This window comes from Fictibacillus arsenicus (assembly GCF_001642935.1).
Lineage (GTDB): Bacteria > Bacillota > Bacilli > Bacillales > Fictibacillaceae > Fictibacillus > Fictibacillus arsenicus_B.
In genome coordinates this window covers 2,638,703-2,660,856 of the sequence record NZ_CP016761.1, presented here as the reverse complement: position 1 = coordinate 2,660,856, position 22,154 = coordinate 2,638,703, and the positions used below count along the sequence as shown (strand labels likewise).

Annotated in this window: 25 protein-coding genes and 1 other annotated feature; of the genes, 22 read left to right on the top strand and 3 right to left on the bottom strand. The window is 39.8% G+C overall.

The genetic code is table 11. The features are described from left to right. Nucleotides 1–10: 10 nt before the first annotated feature. The 10 genes from minD to ABE41_RS13730 all read left to right on the top strand — a co-directional run bounded on the left by minD (nt 11) and on the right by ABE41_RS13730 (nt 8,498). Nucleotides 11–805 carry a septum site-determining protein MinD gene (gene minD / locus ABE41_RS13775; protein WP_066291356.1) on the top strand — a complete coding sequence of 265 codons (795 nt, stop codon included), beginning with the start codon at nt 11–13 and terminating at the stop codon, nt 803–805. A gap of 473 nt (nt 806–1,278) precedes the next feature. Continuing rightward, complete coding sequence (locus ABE41_RS13770; RefSeq protein WP_066294863.1) at nt 1,279–2,004, top strand: M23 family metallopeptidase; 726 nt, start codon at nt 1,279–1,281, stop codon at nt 2,002–2,004. Next, nucleotides 1,997–2,848: a site-2 protease family protein gene (locus ABE41_RS13765; protein WP_083207809.1), complete on the top strand. Its 852-nt coding sequence runs from the start codon at nt 1,997–1,999 to the stop codon at nt 2,846–2,848. Before ABE41_RS13770 ends, ABE41_RS13765 begins: the two co-directional genes overlap by 8 nt. Before the next feature lie 41 nt (nt 2,849–2,889). Beyond that, complete coding sequence (locus ABE41_RS13760) at nt 2,890–4,356, top strand: Rne/Rng family ribonuclease (RefSeq protein ID WP_066291354.1); 1,467 nt, start codon at nt 2,890–2,892, stop codon at nt 4,354–4,356. Nucleotides 4,357–4,402: 46 nt separating this feature from the next. Then, nucleotides 4,403–4,475: a sequence feature (ribosomal protein L21 leader region), on the top strand. Nucleotides 4,476–4,489: 14 nt separating this feature from the next. Beyond that, nucleotides 4,490–4,798 (top strand): 50S ribosomal protein L21, encoded by a 309-nt coding sequence (gene rplU, locus ABE41_RS13755; protein WP_066291353.1) that lies wholly within the window; start codon nt 4,490–4,492, stop codon nt 4,796–4,798. A 5-nt stretch (nt 4,799–4,803) separates the two neighbouring features. Then, on the top strand, nt 4,804–5,157 hold the full coding sequence (locus ABE41_RS13750; protein WP_066291345.1) for a ribosomal-processing cysteine protease Prp: 354 nt from the start codon (nt 4,804–4,806) through the stop codon (nt 5,155–5,157). Further along, complete coding sequence (rpmA, locus tag ABE41_RS13745) at nt 5,150–5,440, top strand: 50S ribosomal protein L27 (RefSeq protein WP_066291343.1); 291 nt, start codon at nt 5,150–5,152, stop codon at nt 5,438–5,440. Before ABE41_RS13750 ends, rpmA begins: the two co-directional genes overlap by 8 nt. Before the next feature lie 160 nt (nt 5,441–5,600). Continuing rightward, complete coding sequence (locus tag ABE41_RS13740; protein WP_066291340.1) at nt 5,601–6,137, top strand: Spo0B domain-containing protein; 537 nt, start codon at nt 5,601–5,603, stop codon at nt 6,135–6,137. Between the two features lie 18 nt (nt 6,138–6,155). Next, entirely contained in the window at nt 6,156–7,442 is a 1,287-nt protein-coding gene (gene obgE / locus ABE41_RS13735; protein ID WP_066291338.1) for a GTPase ObgE, read from the top strand. A gap of 609 nt (nt 7,443–8,051) precedes the next feature. Then, nucleotides 8,052–8,498, top strand: a complete 447-nt coding sequence (locus tag ABE41_RS13730; RefSeq protein WP_066291335.1) for an ACT domain-containing protein — start codon at nt 8,052–8,054, stop codon at nt 8,496–8,498. Nucleotides 8,499–8,547: 49 nt separating this feature from the next. On the opposite strand, the gene ABE41_RS13725 is transcribed toward ABE41_RS13730, so the two are convergent. Further along, a complete protein-coding gene (locus tag ABE41_RS13725; RefSeq protein ID WP_172827404.1) occupies nt 8,548–9,084 on the bottom strand; it encodes a transcription repressor NadR in 537 nt (178 codons plus the stop codon). After that, on the bottom strand, nt 9,075–10,226 hold the full coding sequence (locus ABE41_RS13720) for an IscS subfamily cysteine desulfurase (RefSeq protein ID WP_066291332.1): 1,152 nt from the start codon (nt 10,224–10,226) through the stop codon (nt 9,075–9,077). The genes ABE41_RS13725 and ABE41_RS13720 overlap by 10 nt, the downstream gene beginning before the upstream one ends. Before the next feature lie 95 nt (nt 10,227–10,321). Between ABE41_RS13720 and nadB the strand changes: the two genes are divergently transcribed. From nadB to yajC, 12 genes are all read left to right on the top strand, one after another. Then, nucleotides 10,322–11,905 carry an L-aspartate oxidase gene (gene nadB, locus ABE41_RS13715; protein ID WP_083207807.1) on the top strand — a complete coding sequence of 528 codons (1,584 nt, stop codon included), beginning with the start codon at nt 10,322–10,324 and terminating at the stop codon, nt 11,903–11,905. Continuing rightward, on the top strand, nt 11,859–12,698 hold the full coding sequence (nadC, locus tag ABE41_RS13710; protein ID WP_066291330.1) for a carboxylating nicotinate-nucleotide diphosphorylase: 840 nt from the start codon (nt 11,859–11,861) through the stop codon (nt 12,696–12,698). Before nadB ends, nadC begins: the two co-directional genes overlap by 47 nt. Continuing rightward, nucleotides 12,695–13,795, top strand: a complete 1,101-nt coding sequence (gene nadA / locus ABE41_RS13705; protein ID WP_066291327.1) for a quinolinate synthase NadA — start codon at nt 12,695–12,697, stop codon at nt 13,793–13,795. Before nadC ends, nadA begins: the two co-directional genes overlap by 4 nt. 140 nt (nt 13,796–13,935) lie before the next feature. Further along, nucleotides 13,936–15,546: a LysM peptidoglycan-binding domain-containing protein gene (locus ABE41_RS13700; RefSeq protein WP_066291324.1), complete on the top strand. Its 1,611-nt coding sequence runs from the start codon at nt 13,936–13,938 to the stop codon at nt 15,544–15,546. Continuing rightward, nucleotides 15,539–16,525, top strand: coding sequence for a phosphotransferase (locus tag ABE41_RS13695; RefSeq protein ID WP_066291322.1), 987 nt, complete (start codon nt 15,539–15,541; stop codon nt 16,523–16,525). Before ABE41_RS13700 ends, ABE41_RS13695 begins: the two co-directional genes overlap by 8 nt. Before the next feature lie 72 nt (nt 16,526–16,597). Then, nucleotides 16,598–17,185: a YhcN/YlaJ family sporulation lipoprotein gene (locus ABE41_RS13690; protein WP_066291320.1), complete on the top strand. Its 588-nt coding sequence runs from the start codon at nt 16,598–16,600 to the stop codon at nt 17,183–17,185. Between the two features lie 125 nt (nt 17,186–17,310). Then, on the top strand, nt 17,311–17,904 hold the full coding sequence (gene ruvA / locus ABE41_RS13685; RefSeq protein WP_066291318.1) for a Holliday junction branch migration protein RuvA: 594 nt from the start codon (nt 17,311–17,313) through the stop codon (nt 17,902–17,904). Nucleotides 17,905–17,918: 14 nt separating this feature from the next. After that, the gene (ruvB, locus tag ABE41_RS13680) at nt 17,919–18,920 is read left to right on the top strand and encodes a Holliday junction branch migration DNA helicase RuvB (protein ID WP_066291316.1); all 1,002 of its coding nucleotides are present in this window, start codon (nt 17,919–17,921) and stop codon (nt 18,918–18,920) included. Then, nucleotides 18,917–19,108: a DUF2905 domain-containing protein gene (locus ABE41_RS13675; RefSeq protein ID WP_066291314.1), complete on the top strand. Its 192-nt coding sequence runs from the start codon at nt 18,917–18,919 to the stop codon at nt 19,106–19,108. The genes ruvB and ABE41_RS13675 overlap by 4 nt, the downstream gene beginning before the upstream one ends. Before the next feature lie 18 nt (nt 19,109–19,126). After that, a complete protein-coding gene (gene queA / locus ABE41_RS13670) occupies nt 19,127–20,155 on the top strand; it encodes a tRNA preQ1(34) S-adenosylmethionine ribosyltransferase-isomerase QueA (protein ID WP_066291312.1) in 1,029 nt (342 codons plus the stop codon). Nucleotides 20,156–20,171: 16 nt separating this feature from the next. Next, nucleotides 20,172–21,314 (top strand): tRNA guanosine(34) transglycosylase Tgt, encoded by a 1,143-nt coding sequence (gene tgt, locus ABE41_RS13665; RefSeq protein ID WP_066291309.1) that lies wholly within the window; start codon nt 20,172–20,174, stop codon nt 21,312–21,314. Between the two features lie 23 nt (nt 21,315–21,337). Further along, nucleotides 21,338–21,607: a preprotein translocase subunit YajC gene (gene yajC / locus ABE41_RS13660; RefSeq protein ID WP_066291308.1), complete on the top strand. Its 270-nt coding sequence runs from the start codon at nt 21,338–21,340 to the stop codon at nt 21,605–21,607. 35 nt (nt 21,608–21,642) lie between these two features. Here yajC and ABE41_RS13655 read toward each other — a convergent pair whose 3' ends face one another. Next, nucleotides 21,643–22,032 carry a TIGR04086 family membrane protein gene (locus ABE41_RS13655; protein ID WP_367642103.1) on the bottom strand — a complete coding sequence of 130 codons (390 nt, stop codon included), beginning with the start codon at nt 22,030–22,032 and terminating at the stop codon, nt 21,643–21,645. Nucleotides 22,033–22,154: the final 122 nt, after the last annotated feature.

Here is a 22,154-nt window from a genome sequence, read left to right as displayed (position 1 = left end):
GGAATGAAGCATGGGAGAAGCGATTGTCATCACGTCTGGGAAAGGTGGAGTCGGGAAAACGACGACTTCAGCCAATATAGGGACTGCTCTAGCTCTTTCTGGGAAAAAAGTATGTCTTGTAGATACCGATATTGGGTTGCGTAACCTTGATGTATTAATGGGACTTGAGAACAGGATCATTTACGATCTGGTAGATGTAGCAGAAGAACGCTGCAAACTTAATCAAGCCTTAATTAAAGATAAACGCTTTGAATGTTTGTATTTGCTGCCAGCAGCTCAAACAAAAGATAAGTCTTCTATTCAGCCTGAACAAGTTAAAAAAATTGTACAGGAATTAAAGCAAGATTATGATTATGTTATTATTGACTGTCCAGCAGGCATTGAACAAGGCTTTAAAAATGCTATAGCAGGAGCAGATAAATCGATTGTCGTAACAAATCCAGAAATTTCATCTGTTCGTGATGCTGACCGTATTATCGGTTTACTAGAACAAGAAGAAGTTGAAGCACCAAAACTAATCGTAAACAGATTGCGTAATCACCTTGCAAAAAGCGGTGATATGCTCGATGTTGACGAGATCGTATCAGTACTTTCCATAGAGCTTTTAGGAGTAGTCATTGATGATGAAAACGTAATTAAGGCTGCAAATAAAGGCGAGCCGGTAGTAATGCAACCGGATTCTAAGGCTTCAATTGCCTACCGTAATATCGCTAGAAGAATTTTAGGAGAATCAGTTCCTCTTTTGTCTTTAGAGGAAGAAAAAGGATTCTTTGGCAAGATTAAAACACTATTAGGTATGAAATAAAGCATTGGCTTAGGCTAGTGCTTTTTCTTTTAGTCTCAAATGGCTGTTTTGGGATAGTACTTATTCTTCATTGACAAATTTATTTGATCGTAAGGTGCGAGACTCCTCGAAAATGAATATCACATTTTCTTCGTGCGATGTAACACTGTCGAAGCCTTCCTTGTCCTGCGGGACTAGCGTGCCAGCTACCAAGTATTCGTCTCGCATGGCATGCGACGAGAATGCTTGCTTCGCAGGATTTTCTTGTAGACGCAGGAGCAGCACTTTATATATCTTTCGCCTGGCTCATCGCACGCCCCGCGGAAAGCGAGCATCCTGGAGAGGAAATCAACTCCTTCTGTTATTCAAACCACAAGAAAGTTTACGGAACAGCCTTCCTCTAATAATCGCTCATTAAGATTTCATTTTACTCATAACTTCAGCGGACAAGTCATAGGATGTACATATATATGAGAAAAAATGGAGGAACGGGTATGAAAAATAGAGCAGATGAAATCCGAAAAAAGTATGGAAACTTATCCAAAAAAGGATCTTCAAAAGAAAAAAGTGTGTCTATTAACAGAGATGACTCGGAGAAAAATCATCCTCTATTTAACCGTCATGCCTTACTGATGCAAGTGATGTTTTCTATTATTTTATTCTTAATCGTTGGGATTATCTTTAAAAATAATGGTGAACAAACGGCTAAAGCTCAAAATTTTATCAAGCATGTGTATGAAGACGAGTTTCATTTTGCAGCCGCAAAAGACTGGTATGAAAATCAATTTGGAAAACCACTAGCCTTGCTGCCAAAAGATAAATTGATTAAAAATGAACCAGAACAAACAAGTGAGGTGTACGCTGTTCCTGCTGATGGGAAAGTTTATGAATCATTCAGTTCTAATGGTAAAGGAATATGGATAGAGACAGGAAGCAAAGAAGAGTCAGTGGAAACTGCAAAAGACGGATACATTGTTTTTGCGGGTAAAAAAGAAGATCTCGGGTATACCGTTATTATTCAGCATTCTGATGAACAAGAATCCTGGTACGGTGATCTGAAAGAAATCGATAATTCCATTAAACTTTATAACTATGTAGAAAGCGGAACACGGCTTGGGAAAGTTTCAGAAAATGACGGTGGTAAAACAGGGAAGTTTTATTTCGCAATAAAAAAAGACAAGAGCTTCATTGATCCAAGCAAGGTGATTGATATTGATTAACCTGATTGTACAATTTATCCGAAAAATAAAGGTTAATCCGGCATTTTGGATTGTTATTTTCGGCGCTGTTTTAACAGGACATTTTAGAGAAATTATCGTATGGTTTTCCGTCGTGCTTATACATGAGATGGGTCATTTTGCCGGTGCCCATCTTTTTAAATGGAGAATTTCCAGAATTGATCTGCTTCCTTTTGGTGGAGCTGCCGTTGTAGAAGAACACGGCACACGGCCCTTTCATGAGGAGATTTGGGTAGCTGTACTTGGGCCGCTGCAGCATGTATGGATGACTGGATTGGCTTTAATGCTTAACAGTACGGGGATTATATCTCCTGAGGATTTTACTTGGTTCCTTCTTTTGAATTTCACCTTATTCACTTTTAACTTATTGCCTATTTGGCCATTGGATGGCGGCAAGATTGCATTTGCGTTATTTACGAAGTGGATGCCCTTTAAATTTGCACAGCGTCAATTTCTGATCTGCTCAGCATTCCTTTTAATAGCTGGGGGAGCATGGCAGCTCTATCTGCAGCCGAATCATTTAAACCTCTGGGTTATTTGTGCCTTTTTATTAGTTGCGCATATTTTAGAATGGAAAAGAAGACATTATGTGTTTATACGTTTTTTATTAAGCAAAATGCAGCAGAATCCCTCAAAACGAACTCGTACACTGATCGTACCCCCAACAATGCCATTATCCAATGTCACTAGCAGATTAATAAAAGGAATCTCACACTCCATAATTGTTAAAGATCATAACCCGGTTACTTTAGAAGAAAAAGAACTATTAGAAGCTTATTTTTATAATCATTCTCCTGAATGTGCAATTGGCCAGGTTTTTCGTTAAAATAAAGAAATGAAGCATGGACAGGGAGATGTGTAATAAATATGCAACAAGTAGTGATCAATGCGGCTGGCCTGGAAAAAAGAACGGCGCTCCTTCAAAACGGAAAACTTGTAGAATGCGCTTATCAGAGACCAGATGAAAAGCCTTCAACAGGGAGTATATATAAAGGAAGAGTCCAAAAAGTGCTTCCAGGCATGCAGGCTGTTTTTGTAGATATAGGAACGGAAAAGAACGGATTTCTGCATAGAGATGATTTGCCTGCATTCCAGATGCTATCCAATGAAGATAAGAAGAAAATATCAATTTCTAGCTTGATTAAAGAAGGAGAATCTGTCCTCGTTCAAATAGCAAAAGAAGAAAGCGGCGATAAGGGTGCGAAACTTACGGCCCTCCTATCTTTTACAGGACATCTCCTCGTATATTTCCCGTACACTCCGCATATTGGGGTTTCAAAAAAAATAAAAGAATCTGAGCGTGAGACTTTATTAAAGTGGGGTTCCGAACAAGTCAGTGAAAGAGAAGGAATGGTTATCCGGACTGACTGCGAAACTTTTCCTGAAAACGAAATGAATCTGGAATTAAAAAGCTTAAAGAGACAATTTTCAGAAGCCTTGAAAATGGCTGAGGGGGTAAAAGCACCAAGCTTAATTATCCGGCCGTCATTTTATTATACTTTTTTAGAAAGATGGCTTAATTCAAATGTTGAAGAGATCATTGTAGATGATCATGACACTTATTCACACATTAAAGAGTACGCAGCTACGTATCGTACACCTTTTCAAGTTAAGCTATATAACGAAAAAGAACCGATTTTTAAAAAGTATGGTATTGATTTAGAAATTCAAAAAAGCTTGTTGCCTCATATTTGGCTAAAAAATGGTGCTTCACTTTATTTCAATGTTACAGAAGCTTTAACAGTTGTTGATGTGAACACTGGAAAATTTACCGGAAAAAAAGACCGGTCAAAAACCGTGGCAGAGACAAATGCTTTAGCTGCTAAAGAAATTATGAAGCAGCTGCGGCTGCGCAATTTAGCGGGAATGATTGTGATTGACTTTATCACTATGCAGACAAATTCAGACAAAGACATGATCTTCTCTGCGTTAAAAGAAGAAATCAAAAAAGATTCTTCAACAATTAATTTGTATGGCTTCACAAAAATGGGGCTTTTTGAACTAACCAGAAAAAAAGAGCGGCCATCGTTATTAGAAACGCTTACCGAAAAACCAAGAAGCGATATTATGGACAGTCACCAGCTGCGGCCGGAAACCTTTTATTATGAGCTTGAAAGAATAGCTATGGAATATGAGTATCACGATGATGAAGCAATTTGGCTAGAAGTTCCGCCATATTTTGCTGAATGGCTCCAAAATCATCCGGACAAGCTCTCCTATATCGAGAAAAGGTACGGAAGCATGATATTTGTGACTCCTGGTTCGATAAATCGTGAAATTATTGTTAGGCAGACAGGCGCTGCGAATGATTTAAAAAAGCGATTTTCAGATTGACACAGCAGTCCCAAACATGGTAAACTTTTTTCGTTAGTGTTTGGAGCACCCGCTCCAACCGCACAGACTAGGTTTTAAGTATTTTATATACACCTAGGATGGCGAGTCTGAGTATAAGAGGAGGTGCACGTTGATGTACGCAATTATTCAAACTGGTGGTAAGCAAGTTCGAGTTGAAGAAGGTCAAGCAATCTATGTTGAGAAACTAGATGTTGAAGCTGGTGAAACAGTAACATTCGAAGATGTATTGATGGTCGGTGGAGACAGCTTGAAAGTAGGAGCTCCTTTAGTTGAAGGTGCTACAGTTACGGCAAAAGTTGAAAAACATGGCCGTGGCGAGAAGGTCGTTGTCTACAAGTTTAAGGCGAAGAAGAACTATCGCCGTAAGCAAGGACACCGTCAACCATACACAAAAGTTGTGATTGACAAGATTAACGGGTAATTCTCATGATTTCAGTTTCTATTTTCAGAAACAGTAATCAAAACATACTTTCGTTTTCGATGGATGGACACGCTGATTTTGCTCCACATGGCCAGGATTTGGTTTGTGCAGCCGCAACAGCCGTGTCGTTCGGTACAATTAATGCTATTGAAAAACTTTGCGGCTATGAGCCTGAAGTGACCACTCATGAAGATGGTGGATTTTTAAAGTGCAAAGTACCGAATAATCTAGATGATTCGACCTATCAAAAAACGCAATTGCTTTTGGAAGGCATGATTGTATCTCTTGCTTCGATTGAAGAAGGATACAGTGAGTATATAAAATTGACTGAACATGAAGGAGGTGCAACGAATGCTTAAATTAAACCTTCAATACTTTGCCTCTAAAAAAGGGGTAGGTAGCACAAAGAATGGTCGTGATTCACAGTCTAAGCGTTTAGGCGCTAAGCGTGCTGATGGACAATTCGTTTCTGGTGGTTCAATTCTTTACCGTCAACGCGGTACTAAGATCTATCCTGGTACAAACGTTGGTAAAGGCGGAGATGACACTCTATTTGCTAAGGTTGACGGAATCGTTCGTTTCGAGCGTTATGGCCGTGACCGCAAAAAGGTAAGTGTTTACCCAATCGCGCAAGAAGCGTAAGAGGGAGATAAAAACTCTAACCAGATTGGTTAGGGTTTTTTCTTTGCATTATAGCAAAGTAAGCCAAGTTTTCTTTAGCATTTACAAAAGTTTGAGTACTGCGCTAAATTTGTTGGTGTAAGGTATAGCCATATTAAAAGGAAAGGCTGGAAGTGCGATGATGTCAAAAAAATGGACGACTGTCGATCTTTTGCGCCATGCCAGGCATGACTGGCTAAACCAGCTTCAGCTTATTAAAGCAAATCTGTCTCTTGATCGCACTGAGCGGGCAAAAGAGATAATGAATGAAGTTATTGAATTATCCCGGGAAGAATCCAGAATCTCTAACCTGAAGACCCCGAATTTATCAGAGTACTTACTAACCTATAATTGGCTGAAGCATCCGGTAAAATTGTATGGAAAAGTTAAAGGTGAAAGCGGAGATTTTAGTTTATTTGAAGATGAATTGTTACATACAACGGATGAGTTATGCGATGTGCTGAACAATTCGATTTCGGGATATGAGGAATACTCACTTACTGTTACATTCGAACCTGAAGATCATCGTGTTAGTTATACATTTGTGGGTAATCTCTCCGATCAGGAGAATACACTCGAAAAAATGAAGAATATTTTTTCAACACATAAAAGCATGGCACTCATCGAAAGCTATATTCAGGAGAATAAGTGTTATTTTGAATTTCAGTTAACTTCCTAATGAAAGGAGGAGAATTAAATGTTTGTCGATCAGGTCAAAATTTATTTAAAAGCTGGTGACGGCGGTAATGGGATGGTTGCATTCCGCCGCGAAAAATATGTGCCAGACGGCGGTCCTGCCGGTGGTGATGGGGGAAAAGGCGCGAACGTTATCTTTGAAGTGGAAGAAGGACTTCGTACACTGATGGATTTTCGTTATAACCGCCATTTTAAAGCACCTCGAGGCGAACATGGAATGTCTAAAGGCATGCATGGAAAAAAGGCTAACGATATGATCGTAAAGGTTCCTCCTGGAACAGTTGTAACGGATGCAAATACGGGAGAAACAATTGCTGACTTAGTACATCACAAGCAGCAAGCAATTATTGCAAAAGGCGGCCGAGGCGGCCGGGGCAACACTCGTTTCGCGACTCCTGCAAACCCAGCACCTGAAATTGCTGAAAATGGGGAACCAGGTGAAGAACGTGAAGTAACATTAGAATTAAAGGTTTTAGCAGACGTTGGACTTGTTGGGTTCCCTAGCGTAGGAAAATCAACTTTCTTATCTATCGTTTCTGCAGCAAAACCCAAAATTGCGGCTTATCACTTTACAACAATCACACCTAATTTAGGAGTTGTACCAGTTGAGGACGGCAGAAGCTTTGTTATGGCTGATCTGCCGGGATTAATCGAAGGAGCTCATGAAGGTGTAGGACTTGGACATCAGTTCCTGCGTCATATTGAAAGAACACGCGTAATTCTTCACGTTATCGATATGTCCGGTATGGAAGGCAGAGACCCATATGAGGATTTTGTGAAGATCAATGAAGAGCTTAATCAATACAACATGAGATTGATGGAACGTCCGCAGATTGTGATTGCCAATAAGATGGACATTCCTGGAGCGGAAGAAAACCTAGAGGCATTTAAGGAAAAAGCAGGAGACGACGTTAAAGTTTTCCCTATTTCAGCCATTACTCGCCAAGGAATTCGTGAAGTATTATTTACAACTGCAGATATTCTTGAAGTTACTCCTGAGTTCCCTCTTATCCATGATGATGGGGTTGAACAGCAGCGTGTTCTTTATAAGCACGAAAAAGAAGATGCAGGTTTCTATATTACTCGTGATCCTGCTGGAATATTTGTTATTAATGGGCCGAAGATTGAGAAATTGTTTAAGATGACAGATTTCTCGAGAGAAGAAGCAACTAAGCGTTTTGCGCGTCAAATGCGTACGCTAGGTGTTGACCAGGCACTGAGAGATCGCGGTGCAGAACATGGTGATGTTGTACGAATTCTCAAATATGAATTTGAATTTATTGATTAAAAAAGACAGCCCTCATCTAGGGCTGTTTTTCTTTTAGGTTGTTCTCTAGAAGGGTTGATCTCCGTTCCAGGTACTCGCTTTCCGCGGGGCGTGCGGTGAGCCCCCTCGGTGCTTTTTGCACCATGAGGGGTCTCACCTGTCCCGCTAATCCCGCAGGAGTCTCGCACCTTGCACTCCGGTCAACCATGCGAAGAAGCTTACTTAAAAAATGTTCAAAAGCTAAATCATTTAGTAAATGAGCGGTTGAAAAAGAATCCAATCATGTGAGAGTAGGGTAGATTTCCGCTACAAGATACTCGCTTTTCGTTGGCTTGTGGTAAGCCCCTCGGTGCTTTTTGTACCATGAGAGGTCTCACATTTAAGGAAGTTTGTGTGCTCCTGCGTCTACAAACAATTCTTACGAAGCTTGTTCCTCGTCGTATGCCTTGCAAGAAGTTATTCAGGTGTCTGGCATGCAGGAGTCGCATCTTCCACTCCGATCAACTAATCGCTTGCAAGAAGTTTATCAAAGAACAACAATTCTCCTTTTGTTTATATGTCCATGTGGAATAGACATTTTCTTTTGTATTTATTATAATAAGTGTAAGATTTACACCGGAGGAAATTCTTATGAAAAATGATAAACAGTACTATATGGTAAGAGAAGATGTATTATCAGAATCCATGCAAAAAGCGTTAGAGGCTAAATCTTTATTAGATCGCGGTAAAGTAAAAACTGTAGCTGAAGCTGCTGAAAAAGTTGGATTAAGCCGCAGTGCCTTTTATAAGTATCGCGATGGAATTTTTCCGTTTCATACGATGGTGAAAGAAAAAATTATTACACTGTCCCTCCATCTTGAAGACAGATCCGGTGCTCTCTCAAGTCTTCTAACTGTCGTTGCCTCACAAGGATGCAATGTATTGACCATTAATCAAACGATTCCCCTGCAAGGACGCGCGCACATTACATTGACGATCGAAACGAATATGCTGCAAGGAGATATTAAAGACTTACTAGCAACATTAAATCGAATGGAAACTGTTGAAAGAGTTGAAGTGGTAGGAACAGGAGCTTAATTTTAAGAAACCAGCAGATGTAAAGCTGCTGGTTTCTGTTCGTTTGGCTTTATAATAAATATCCTTTTTTGCGCAATGCAAAGCATGCTTTGTCTAATTTTTCTGTAGAATCTGCAGATAAGGTGTGCATGTGTATCCCGTCTGTAAGTTCACTTAAAAGAGGAGCTTTCGTTTCCTTTAGACGATTCATTAAATCCTCTACATCGTTACGATTTGACAGCTTAAGTGATGCTTTAATATCACCGTAAACAGGGTGATCAACGGTTACATCTTCAACAGTTACTCCATGATCTACGATTGTGTACAATTCTTCGATGGTTTCTTCAGGAGAATGAATAGCTGCAACAACACAAGTGAATGAATGCCCCTTATCAGGTTTCATGTAAATATATCCTTGAGCAGTTGCCATTATCGGTTCACCGCTCGCCTTTAAGAGGGACATATCCTGCACAATTACTTGTCTGCTGACATTCGTCTTTCCGGCTAGTGCTGAGCCGCTCAAGGGCTCAGAAGATTCTTTTAGCCAACTCATAAGCTGTGTTCTTCTATCATCGCCTTTTAATTTTTCTGCCTTATTCATTTTAATGCAACCTCTCTAACTGATGAAAATTGATTTGTTATCTCATCCAACGCTTTACAGAGCGTGTAAATATCGTCTGTAGTTGTAAGGTGACTTAACGAAACTCGTACAAGACCATGTGCCTCACTTACAGTCCGGCCAAGAGCAAGCAAGGTTCTAGAAGGGGATTGCAGTCCATTCTTGCAGGCTGATCCTGTTGAAACAGCAATCTTTCTCCTGCTTAGTTCCTGCATCACGATTTGTCCTTCCATTCCTCTAACTCTGAATGGGAGTATATAGGGCGAACCTTCCAAACTTCCTTCTAAAATTATCTCTTTATTATTAAGTATAAGCGAAATAAACAGTTTTCGCATTTCTGCTACTTGAACATAATGTGATGATTGATTATTAGTAGATTCTTCAACAGCTGTCACAAAAGAAACGATAGACGGGAGATCAACTGTTCCGGGTCTAAATCCGCGTTCATGAGTGACCCCAGAAAGAAGAGGGGATATGTGGATTGCCGGTGATATATATACCGCTCCTGTTCCTTTAGGTCCATAGATTTTGTGAGCTGAAACAGTAAAAGAATCTATGTTTATGGAATTAAAATAGTCTTTGTCTATTTTTGAAAAAGATTGAACACAGTCACTGTGAAACAAAATATCGTTTCTTTTAAAATAATCACTCATGCATTTAAGATCTTGGGTAATGCCCGTTTCACTGTTTACATGCTGTATCGTTGCTAATATAGTATCAGGTCTTAAATTTCCCTTTATTCGTTCAATGCAAATTTTACCTGATGAATCTACAGGAACCCGAGTGACTTCAAACCCTTGGGTCTCTAAAAACTTGAGAGCGTAATCGACAGATGGATGCTCAACATTAGATGTGATGATATGTCTTCCATTTTGTTTTGACCCAAAAGCTAAAGATGTGACAGCTAAAAAGTTTCCATCTGATCCTCCACCCGTAAAATATATTCCGTTAGAATTTTTGCCAACCACCTTTGCGAAAGCAGTACGTGCATGTTCTAATAGTTCCTTCGCATCTAGTCCTCTATCGTGAAGACTCTCTGTATTTGCAAAGTAATTTCTTGAAGTATGGATATAAGCTTCAATCGCATTTTGTGACATAGGAGTAGTAGCTGCATAATCCAAATATATCAAGGCGTTCACCTCATAAAATAATAAAATTCTTGTAACAAGTTTAATTCTATGTAAATATAGGTGTCAAGACACATGTAAAGTTGAGGTGTTTATGATTGGATATAGTTGAAGCTGAAGTTTTAATAATCGGAGGCGGCATAGCTGGTTTAATGACTGCTGAATATTTAAGTTTGCATAAGAATGTGATAGTTATCACAAAGTCTGATATCAAGCATTCAAATTCATATTTGGCTCAAGGCGGAATCTCAGCTGTTATTGATAAGAACGATACATGGCAAGAACATTATATGGATACCCTTCAAGCGGGACATTTTCATAACGAACCGGAAATGACTGAGTTTCTTGTGAAAGAAGGAAGTAATGTTATAGATTCTCTTTCCTGTTGGGGAGTTCCGTTTGACCGTAATCTAAGCGGGCAATTTATGTTAGGAAAAGAAGGGGGCCATCATCGTAATCGAATAGTACACGCAGGCGGGGATCAGACAGGAAAGAAAGTCATGGAAGCCTTAATTCGCCGTGTTAGTGACAAAGTTAGAATTGAAACAGGTAAATATGCCGTTGAATTGCTGGCAGCAAACGGCATTTGTTATGGCGTTTATTGTAAAGATGATGATGGCAGTCTCACGTTATACAAATCAACTCATACCATTTTAGCGGGAGGTGGATATGCAGGAATCTATTCTGCAACATCAAATGCATATGGATCTGACGGAAGCGCAATCTGTATGGCTTACAGTGCTGGTGCTGAACTTGCAGACTTAGAATTTGTTCAATTCCATCCTACATTGTTAAAAAGCGAAAAAATAAGCGGTTTGATTACTGAAGCTGTAAGAGGTGAAGGCGGAGTTCTTGTAAACTCAAACGGCTCTCCTATTATGGATGGGGTACATCCGTTGAAGGACCTTGCACCAAGAGATATTGTTTCCAGAAGAATATTTGATGAGATTCATAATCAAAGAGTATCTGTTTTTTTGAATATAAAAGGTATATCTGATTTCGAAAATAAATTTCCCGGTGTAACAAAATTGTGTGAAAATGCTGGAATATCTCTAGATGCCGGTTTAATCCCGGTAGCTCCAGGTGCACATTTTACGATGGGAGGAATTAAAACTGACCTTTTTGGAAGAACATCTCTGCGAGGTTTGTATGCGATTGGAGAGTGTGCAAACACAGGTGTGCATGGAGCGAACAGACTTGCGAGCAATTCTTTGCTGGAAGGTGCAGTCTTTGCTAAACAGACCGCTCAATATATTCTTTCTGAAAAGCATGAAAGGACATTCCCATTCTCCTTGTCATTATTACAAGAATCCTTACCTGCTGGGAACTGTTTAAACTATACACTGCTTGAAATAAATGATATCCAAGAAATAATGGATAAACATGCCGGAATTTGCAGGGATGAAGAGGGTTTGAAAAAGGCTAAAGATAAATTGCAGCTCAGGAATTTCAATCCCTCTCTGCTTGATCAGCCCATGGCTTTAATCAAAAGATTAAATATGCAGACAATGGCTTGGTTAACGGTAACAAGCTGCCTTAATCGTAAGGAGAGCAGAGGCAGTCATTATCGAAGAGATTTTCCTTTCGCACTAAAAGAGTGGGAACAAAAAAAGATAATAAGGAGTGTGCTGCGTGATGAATCACTTATTGCTAAAAAAACAGCTGCAGGAATTTTTAATTGAAGACATAGGGACTGGTGACTTATCAGCAGCTCTTTTTGAAGATGAAACAGAGATCTCAGCTTCCATAATAGCAAAAGAGAATGGAATATTCGCGGGGTCTCAAGTTCTGACCTTCGGATATGAATTAATTGATTCAAATATTAAATCAAAGCTTTATATTAAAGACGGTGAATATATAGAACGAGGAATGATATTGGCAGAAATCAGAGGCAGAAGAAAAAGTATCTTGACAGGTGAGAGAGTATTATTAAATTTAATGCAGCGTCTTTCTGGAATTGCTACTGTCACTTCCCAAGCAGTTTCACTTGCTAATGGAAGAACACGCATTTGTGATACCAGAAAGACAACTCCAGGTTTAAGGATGCTTGAAAAATATGCTGTGCGCTGCGGCGGCGGATATAATCATCGATTTGGGCTGTATGACACTGTTATGTTAAAAGATAATCACCTTGCAGGGTTTACCTCTATCCAAGAAGCGATAGATACTGCTCGTGAAAAATTAGGCCACACAATAAAAATTGAAGTAGAAACCGAGACAGAAAAGCAAGTGTTAGAAGCTGTTTCAGCAGGTGCAGATATCATAATGTTCGATAATTGTACACCTGAAGAAATAACTCAAAGACTAAAACATGTGCCGCAAGGAATTGTAACAGAAGCTTCGGGTGGTATTACTCTTGAATCGATAGATGTATATTCCCGGACTGGAGTTCAATATATATCTCTAGGTTTTCTCACACACTCAAACAAAGCGCTTGATATTAGCTTAAATGTTAAAGGAGCCGTAAAAGCATGACTATTCTAGGATCATTTATTAAGACTGCTGCTTCCATCCCTGATCATTACTCCAGCATGACTCCTTCAGAAATGGAGTTGAGGATCCGTGAAATAAAAGCTCAATTAAATGATAAATTATTTTTACCTGCCCATCATTATCAAAAAGATGAAGTCGTTCAATTTGCTGATGTTACAGGTGATTCTCTGCAATTAGCCAAAATTTCAGCAGAAAATAGAGACGCAGATTATATTGTGTTTTGCGGTGTTCATTTTATGGCTGAAACGGCAGATATGTTAAGTCATCCCAATCAGACTGTCATTCTTCCTGATTTGAAAGCAGGTTGTTCAATGGCTGATATGGCAGATATTCATCAAACGGAAAGAGCATGGATTGAATTAACTAAACTATTTGGGAATACCATTCTTCCTTTAACCTATGTCAATTCAACGGCTGAGATAAAGGCGTTTTGCGGTAAAAATGGGGGGGCGACAGTTACTTCCTCTAATGCTAAATCCATGGTCAAATGGGCATTTCAACAAAAGAAAAGACTTCTCTTTTTACCTGATCAGCACTTGGGCAGAAATACAGCTTTTGATCTTGGTATTAATCTTCAAGACATGGCTGTATGGGATCCCATCCAAAACAAACTAATCTTTGAAGGATCTGATTTGGAAGAAATCAAAGTGATTTTATGGAAAGGCCACTGTTCTGTACATGAAAAGTTTACAGTTGAACAAATTGCAGAATTTAGACAAAATCACTCAGAGTTTCAAATCATTGTACATCCAGAATGTACTCACGAAGTTGTAAGAGCCAGTGACTACAACGGTTCCACTCATTACATTATTGAAACCATTAAAAATGCAAGCCCTGGAACGAAATGGGCTGTGGGGACAGAAATGAATCTCGTTAACCGGCTTGCAGCACAATTCACTGATAAGGAAATTGTATCGCTTAATCCGAATCTTTGTCCGTGTCTAACGATGAATCGTATTGATCTGGCACATTTGCTATGGTCCTTAGAAAATATCATTGAAGGAAATCCTCAAAATATTATTTCTGTAGATGAGAAAACGAAAAAGTATGCAAAAATCGCTTTAAACCGCATGATGTAATGGAATCACCTCCTGTCATATCCTCCTTTTAACAGGCATAAAGTGATAAAGGAATAAATATTGACACTTCAATAAGATGTAGCAATATGCCCAAATGTTCATATACTGTAAGGAAATTTGGCAGGAGGGAGTTTTGCAGCGTGAGAATTCACATTGTGCAAAAAGGGGACACACTTGACAAAATAGCTGAAAAATATGATGTTCCTGTGAATGAACTAAGAAAAGCAAATCCTGGTTTTTCTAGAACGGATGTAATCGAGCGGGGGGAAAAGATTAAGATCCCTATAAAAATGCCGGGAGTAAAGAAAGAAGCACCTATTAAGGAACAGCCTAAACCTATGGCTCCTGTTCAAGAGGCACCTGTTGCACCTGTTCAGGAAAAACCAAAGCCTGCGCCGGTAAAACCAGCGCCAATGAAACCAGCACCAGCAAAGAAAGAAATGAAGCCGGCGCCAATGAAGCCAGCACCAGCAAAGAAAGAAATGAAGCCGGCGCCAATGAAGCCAGCACCGGCAAAAAAAGAAATGAAGCCTGCACCTATGAAACCATCACCAAAGATGGAATATAAAGATGCTCCAATGAAAAAAGATACCTATACTGCTCCAATGAAAGCGCCAATGGCTCCTTTGCATGATAAAGATTTTGCAGGAATGATGGAATCTTCAAACCTTGGTCATTATGTTCCAATGGGCTATCCTAATGCAGCAAACCAGCCTAATATGGCTAACCAGCCTAATATGGCTAACCAGCCAAACATTGCGAATCAGCCAAACATAGCAAATCAGCCAAACATAGCAAATCAGCCAAATATAGCAAATCAGCCAAACATTGCAAATCAGCCGAATGTTTCAGGTAAGCATGGTTTATATCCTTCCGGGAAAGACAGCTATCAACCGAATAAACATCCATTTTTGATGGAAGAATCTTCAGGAATGATGCAAAATATGTATGGTTCAATGCCGCCGATGTTTCCTAAACCGCAAACATATTCACCTATTCCGCAAGGCTATGGAATGATGCCTCCGCAAGGATTCAGCGGAATGCCGCAACTGTATGGCGGCGGATACCCTCAGGGTGGTCAGCAAGGTACAGGAATGCAGCAGGGCGGAATGCCTTTTGGTGAATTTCCAGACTCCGATATGGATCTAATGCCAGCTGGTGAATATACCCCATGGGGACAGCAATCCCAGCAAGGTATGCCGATGGGAATGCAGCAAATGGGTATGCCAGGCGGTGATATGTCACAAATGGGTCAAATGGGAATGCAGCCAATGGGTATGATGCCTGAAATGCCACAGATGGGTCAGATGGGTATGATGCCGGGAATGCCTCAAATGGGCCAGATGGGCATGATGCCGGGAATGCCTCAAATGGGCCAGATGGGCATGATGCCGGGAATGCCTCAAATGGACCAGATGGGTATGATGCCAGGAATGCCTCAAATGGGCCAGATGGGTATGATGCCAGGAATGCCTCAAGCGAGCCAGATGGGTATGATGCCAGGAATGCCTCAAATGGGTCAAATGGGTATGATGCCGCAGCAGAATGGCGGGTCGCCAATGGGTATGATGCCAAGTATGCCTCAAATGGGCCAGATGGGAATTCCTCAAAACGGCGGAATGCCGCAGATGGGTCAAATGGGAATGATGCCACAAGGCCAAGGTATGGTTAATATGCCAAACCCTTATTCTCAAGCACAATACCGTGATTCTGAACAAGGTGATGCAGAGGAATCGGAAGAAAATGAATAGGGATAATAGAGACGGTTTCCATGGAGATCGTCTTTTTTTAAAAAAAATGAAAGAGGTAGGTTTCGACATTGTTGATTTTGGCTTTTTTCGTGAAAATGTAATATGGATAAAAACATTAGAAGGGAAGTATGTTTTAAAAGGATTTCGCCGTGAAGAAACGTGCAGAAAACAATTGAAGATCTCAAAATTATATAAAGGCCAGAAACCGCGGATTATGGGTACGTATACCGTGTTCCCAAACGATAAACGGTATATAGAATTTGGAGAATACGTTTGGGCAATTATGCCATTTTATAAAGGTGAAGGTCTTCATTTCGGTAATCAGAAAGACGTTATAGCTGGAATGAACGCTATAAGCAGGTTTCATTCCTTTTCAAAAAATCTTCCGTCTGATGTATACAACAGTCTTTCATCTTATTCACTCTATAAAAAATGGAGTGAAAGATACGAAGCATTTAAATATTATGCCAAAAAAGCTCGATGGAGCAAAGAAATGCAGCCTTTGATACCAGATATCCTTATGTGGGGAAAATGGTGCCTGGAACATTTTGATCACTCTGCGGTGGATTCCCTGGAACAAAAAGCATATAAAAGAAGGGAAATCACACATGGTGATGTTGCGCCACATAATTTTGTGCTGAATAAAGAAAAGTCAAAAGAAGCATATCTAATCGATTTTGATCTTTTTGCAGCTGTGCCGCAAGCCTATGACTGGCTTCAGTATGCAAATCGGATACTTCCTTTTTGGTATTGGTCTTATTCAAAAATGGAAGAAATGGGAAATCAGGATTATCTGAAATGGTTTAGCAAAAAGTGGTTCGTAATTTGTTTGGTCTTTCCCACTGATTTATACAGAGAGTGGAACCGAGCTCTGAAATCTGGAGATCAAGATATGATTGAAGGTGTAGAAAAGTTTACGCTCCGTGATTTTTCGCACAGAAAAAAATTCGTGGATAGAATTATAGACCGGATAAATTGACTCTATCCTACATTTAACAGATTATTTCAAGCCTCCTCTTGCCACCCTAATAGGTGAAAGGAGGTTTTTCCATTGAAAACAATAGCGAAAACGCTCGCTTTTACAATCCTCGCTGGAGGTCTTGTGGGCTGTAACGGTGTAAATGAATCTCAGGACAGGAATGACAATGATGTTCGCCCAATTGGATATTATACAAATGAGGGTGATAATCGCGGTGATCTTGACCGTGGAAGTGGATTCATTTCCGATATGGCAGATCGAGATACAAAAGACCATACCTCAACATATCACGAGGATTATGATGGTGCCCTTGCTGAACGTATCGCCAATAAGGTGAATGACATTCGTGGTGTAGACGATGCTCACGTTATTCTTGAGGATAACAACGTCATTGTAGGAGTAGACACGAAGGAAAACAAAAAGGAAGAACTGACGAAAAAAGTCAGGGAAACCGCAGCTAAGATGGCACCCGATCGTGATGTAAAAGTTGTTTCGGATCAAGAGATTGTTGACCGTATTGAAAATGTCGATAATGATCTGCGTGATGGCCGTGCCTACACGGAAGTAGAAACCGATGTACGCGGAATCATGGGAGACATTGTAGATGCAGGCAGCAACCTTGGGAATGCGATAAAACGTCCTTTCGAGAATAATCGTTAGTTATATTAAGGGAACAGTTCGCTGTTCTCTTTTTTTGTTCATTGATAAGGAATTAAGGGGTGAGCTATGTTACAATAAGAAATAGAAACATACGCTCGGGTTAAAGAGTTAAAGGGGAGAAAAAGTTGATAGAAAGCATTACAGGAAATGTAGATTACATAACAGCGGAATACATCGTCATAAACAATAACGGTATCGGATATAAAATAATTTGTCCGAACCCATTTATATATAAAATGAACGAACAAAAAAGTGTTTACACTTATCATTATGTCAGAGAAGATGTACTTGCTTTATATGGATTTATTAATAGAAAAGAACGGGACCTGTTTTTAAAACTTTTAAATGTTTCCGGGATCGGTCCAAAAGGCGCTTTAGCTATTGTAGCATTTGGACAGCCGGAACAAGTTGTAAATGCTATCGAACATGAAGATGAAAAATTTCTGACTAAGTTTCCGGGTGTTGGCAAAAAGACGGCTCGCCAAATGATATTAGATTTGAAAGGGAAATTGTCTATTTTTGCTGATGCTGATATAACAGAAGGTCTTTTTGCAGAGGTTGAGACAAACGGTGATGAACTCGATGAGGCAATAGAAGCTCTTACAGTTTTGGGATACGGAAGAAAAGAAATCCAAAAAGTTTTGCCAGAGCTAAAGAAAGAAAAAATGTCTGCGAATGAGTATGTAAAAGCAGCTTTAAAAAAGTTAATGAATGCATAAGGACGTGAGGATGGATGGAAGAAAGAATAGTTTCTTCAGAAGAACGCCGGGATGAAGCGGTCATGGAACTAAGTCTGCGTCCAGAGGCTCTGGATGAATACATCGGTCAAACATCAGTCAAGGATAACCTTAAGGTATTTATTAAAGCTGCAAGACTGAGGAATGAGCCGTTAGACCATGTGCTTCTTTATGGTCCTCCTGGCCTTGGAAAGACGACCCTTGCTTCAATTATCGCGAATGAAATGGAAGTTAACCTTCGTACGACAAGCGGTCCCGCTATCGAGCGGCCAGGGGACCTTGCTGCCATACTGACATCTCTTGAACCAGGAGATGTGCTCTTTATTGATGAAATCCACAGGCTTTCACGTGCGATAGAAGAGATCTTGTATTCTGCGATGGAAGACTTTTGTTTAGACATTGTTATTGGAAAAGGTGAAGTAGCCAGATCTGTTCGTTTGGATCTGCCGCCATTTACGCTTATCGGTGCAACGACAAGAGCTGGTTCTTTATCTGCGCCACTTAGAGATCGTTTTGGAGTGATGGCAAGACTAGAGTATTATAAACCAGATGAACTTTCTGAGATCGTGAGACGTACCGGTGATGTGTTTGGAATAAAAGTTGATGATCTATCAGCTGAAGAAATAGCTAGAAGATCGAGAGGGACACCAAGGATTGCAAATAGGCTTTTAAGAAGAGTGCGGGATTTTGTTCAAGTCGAGGGCAAGGATATGATTTCTCTTCCAATTTGCCAAAAAGCATTGGAGCTGCTTCAAGTTGACCGTTTAGGTTTGGATCATATTGACCATAAATTATTACTAGGGATCATTCATACATACAAAGGTGGTCCTGTAGGTCTGGAAACCATATCTGCAACGATCGGTGAAGAATCCATGACGATTGAAGACGTATATGAACCATACCTTCTTCAGATTGGTTTTTTGCAGCGGACTCCTAGAGGGCGAATGGTTACTGGACAGGCCTATCAATATTTTGGACTGGAGGCGTCCACTGAATGAACCGGCTTTTTATTATTGCAGGAATTGTCCTGATTATTATAGGATTAATAGGTACGTTTATCGGGAAACTCCCTGGAGATTTGATGTGGAAAAAAGGAAACACGACTGTTTACTTTCCAATAATGACCTCTATTATCATTAGTGTTGTACTTTCCCTTATCTTTATGATTATTGGACGATTTAAATAGAAAGCAGGAGTTATATCAATGAAAGTAAATGATTTTGATTTTCATCTGCCAGAAGAACTGATTGCTCAAACACCACTAGAGAACAGAACTTCATCAAGGCTGATGGTTTTAGATAAAGAAAACAAAAGTATAGAACATGAGCATTTTTACGATTTGAAGAACCATTTAAAAAAGGGAGACTGCCTTGTATTAAATGATACACGTGTTCTTCCAGCCAGACTTTTTGGCCAAAAGACGGATACTGGAGCTAAAGTTGAAATTCTGCTTTTAAAAGAAGAAGGTCAGGATACTTGGGAAACGCTAGTTAAACCAGCTAAAAGGGTAAAACCAGGAACGGAGATCACGTTTGGTGATGGAAGGTTAAAAGCCGTTTGTGTAGGCGAAAGTGATCATGGAGGAAGGCATCTTAAATTTATTTACTCAGGGATTTTTTATGAACTTTTAGATGATCTCGGTCAGATGCCTCTGCCTCCTTATATCAAAGAACAGCTTGAAGAAAAAGATCGGTATCAGACCGTGTATGCTGTTCATCAAGGTTCTGCTGCAGCTCCTACTGCAGGTTTGCATTTTACTGAAGAACTGATTGAAGAAATCAAAGCGTCTGGAGTTCATGTAACTTTTATTACGCTTCATGTAGGTCTTGGAACATTCAGGCCTGTAAGTGTAGATGATATTCTTGAGCATGATATGCATGCAGAGTTTTATCAAATAACTAAAGGTACAGCTGAACTGTTAAATCATGTCCGTGAAACAGGCGGAAGAATTATAACGGTTGGTACTACAAGTACGCGCACTTTAGAGACCGTTGCAAATAAATTCGATGGAAAGTTTGAAGAAGATGCTGGATGGACAGATATTTTTATATATCCAGGGTATGAATTTAAAGCCATTGATGGATTGATTACGAATTTCCACTTGCCAAAATCAACTTTAATCATGCTGGTAAGTGCATTTGCAAGTAAAGAGTTTGTTATGGAAGCATACAATGAAGCCGTTGAAGAAAAGTATCGTTTTTTCAGTTTCGGTGATGCGATGCTTATACTTTAAGGGGGATAATCTTTAGATGAAACCAGCTGTAACCTATGAATTAATAAAAACATGCAAACAGTCAGGTGCAAGACTTGGAAAAGTTCACACACCTCATGGCTCGTTTGAAACACCTATCTTTATGCCAGTCGGCACGTTAGCCACTGTTAAAACAATGAGTCCCGAAGAGTTAAAAGAACTTGGTGCTGAGATTATCTTAAGCAATACGTATCATCTATGGCTAAGACCAGGTCATGATATTGTTAAGGAAGCCGGCGGACTGCATACTTTTATGAACTGGGACCGTCCGATCCTTACCGATTCAGGAGGCTTTCAAGTCTTTTCTTTAAGTGATCTAAGAGAAATAAAAGAAGAAGGCGTTCATTTCAGAAACCACCTTAGCGGTGAAAAGCTATTCCTGAGTCCTGAAGGGGCGATGGAAATTCAAAATGCTTTAGGTTCTGATATAATGATGGCTTTTGATGAATGTCCTCCTTATCCGGCTGAATTTGAATATATGAAGGCCTCAGTAGAACGAACTAGCCGATGGGCAGAACGCTGTTTAAAAGGACATGCCCGACCACAGGATCAAGCGTTATTCGGCATCGTTCAGGGCGGAGAATACGAAGAACTTCGAAAACAGAGCGCCCGTGATCTTGTTTCCTTAGATTTCCCTGGTTATGCAGTTGGAGGTTTGTCTGTTGGGGAACCGAAAGATGTGATGAATCGTGTTTTGGATTTCACAACGCCGCACTTGCCTGAAAACAAACCGCGTTACCTGATGGGTGTTGGGTCTCCAGATTCATTAATCGACGGAGCTATTCGGGGGATAGACATGTTTGATTGTGTGTTGCCAACACGGATTGCGAGAAATGGAACATGTATGACAAGTGAAGGAAGGCTTGTCGTGCGAAATGCAAAATATGCACGTGATTTCCGTCCGATCGATGAAAATTGTGACTGTCACGTATGCCGTACATACTCGAGAGCGTATATCCGTCACCTTGTGAAAGCAAACGAAACTTTTGGTTTTAGATTAACAAGTTACCATAATCTTTATTTTTTGGTAAACTTAATGAAGCAAGTCAGACAAGCGATCATGGAAGACAGACTTCTTGATTTTAGAAATGAATTTTTTGAAAAGTATGGATTTAACAAACCGAATGCTCGTAACTTTTAACCTATAGAAAGGGGTGAAGAAGAATGGATGCAATTAAAAGTTTATTGCCGATTATTTTTATGTTTGCAATTTTTTATTTCCTGCTAATCCGTCCACAGCAAAAGAGACAAAAAGCTGTTAAAGATATGCAGTCTAACCTGAAAAAAGGTGACAAAGTTGTAACAATTGGCGGTTTACACGGAACACTAGAGAGTATTGATGATACGATCGCAGTAATTCGTTCAAATGATGGAGCAAAATTAACATTTGACCGTAACGCTATCCGTGAAGTAAAAGAAGAAGCTGCACTATAACGAAAAAATAAGACCCGTCGATCGACGGGTCTTATTTATTTATATGATTGTTTATGGCTGCTTAAATTAACACCCATTATTCCCCCGATCATCGCTAATAAAAGGAATAGAGCATGATACATATATTGCGATGAGTTAAATGTGCTTTGATATCCTAAATATTGTATAAGAAAAACTAGAAATGAAAACAGAAGACTTGTTCCACCTCCGAGCAGCCAGCCTTTGCTTTGTCCCTTTTTCCCTGAAATAAATCCCCCGATAAATAAAGATAAAAAAGATAATCCAATTGTTACCCATTTTAATGAAGACTCTGTCAGGCCAGTAAATCGCAATAAAAGTGAAAGAACTAAACTGCAAACCATAATCATAAGAAGAATTGCTGCCAAACCGCGTCCCATTGAAGAAAACATATGTTTCATCCCCATTTTGATCCTCCTTATCCTGCAAGCTTTCTATATACCTTATTCATCTTTAATTAGAAATAGAAGTACAAGCAATTGATTTTACCTCTACTTTCCATAATTTCAATACTTGGCAAAACCTGCGT

Excerpts from the sequence above, each read along its gene's own strand:
- ABE41_RS13675 (WP_066291314.1), top strand. The coding sequence starts at position 18,917 with ATGAACCGGCTTTTTATTATTGCAGGAATTGTCCTGATTATTATAGGA.
- rplU (WP_066291353.1), top strand. The coding sequence starts at position 4,490 with ATGTACGCAATTATTCAAACTGGTGGTAAGCAAGTTCGAGTTGAAGAA.
- ABE41_RS13770 (WP_066294863.1), top strand. The coding sequence starts at position 1,279 with ATGAAAAATAGAGCAGATGAAATCCGAAAAAAGTATGGAAACTTATCC.
- nadA (WP_066291327.1), top strand. The coding sequence starts at position 12,695 with ATGACTATTCTAGGATCATTTATTAAGACTGCTGCTTCCATCCCTGAT.
- ABE41_RS13740 (WP_066291340.1), top strand. The coding sequence starts at position 5,601 with ATGTCAAAAAAATGGACGACTGTCGATCTTTTGCGCCATGCCAGGCAT.
- rpmA (WP_066291343.1), top strand. The coding sequence starts at position 5,150 with ATGCTTAAATTAAACCTTCAATACTTTGCCTCTAAAAAAGGGGTAGGT.
- nadC (WP_066291330.1), top strand. The coding sequence starts at position 11,859 with ATGAATCACTTATTGCTAAAAAAACAGCTGCAGGAATTTTTAATTGAA.
- ruvB (WP_066291316.1), top strand. The coding sequence starts at position 17,919 with ATGGAAGAAAGAATAGTTTCTTCAGAAGAACGCCGGGATGAAGCGGTC.
- ABE41_RS13750 (WP_066291345.1), top strand. The coding sequence starts at position 4,804 with ATGATTTCAGTTTCTATTTTCAGAAACAGTAATCAAAACATACTTTCG.
- ABE41_RS13760 (WP_066291354.1), top strand. The coding sequence starts at position 2,890 with ATGCAACAAGTAGTGATCAATGCGGCTGGCCTGGAAAAAAGAACGGCG.
- tgt (WP_066291309.1), top strand. The coding sequence starts at position 20,172 with ATGAAACCAGCTGTAACCTATGAATTAATAAAAACATGCAAACAGTCA.
- ABE41_RS13730 (WP_066291335.1), top strand. The coding sequence starts at position 8,052 with ATGAAAAATGATAAACAGTACTATATGGTAAGAGAAGATGTATTATCA.
- ABE41_RS13695 (WP_066291322.1), top strand. The coding sequence starts at position 15,539 with ATGAATAGGGATAATAGAGACGGTTTCCATGGAGATCGTCTTTTTTTA.
- obgE (WP_066291338.1), top strand. The coding sequence starts at position 6,156 with ATGTTTGTCGATCAGGTCAAAATTTATTTAAAAGCTGGTGACGGCGGT.
- minD (WP_066291356.1), top strand. The coding sequence starts at position 11 with ATGGGAGAAGCGATTGTCATCACGTCTGGGAAAGGTGGAGTCGGGAAA.
- ABE41_RS13655 (WP_367642103.1), bottom strand. The coding sequence starts at position 22,032 with ATGGGGATGAAACATATGTTTTCTTCAATGGGACGCGGTTTGGCAGCA.
- yajC (WP_066291308.1), top strand. The coding sequence starts at position 21,338 with ATGGATGCAATTAAAAGTTTATTGCCGATTATTTTTATGTTTGCAATT.
- queA (WP_066291312.1), top strand. The coding sequence starts at position 19,127 with ATGAAAGTAAATGATTTTGATTTTCATCTGCCAGAAGAACTGATTGCT.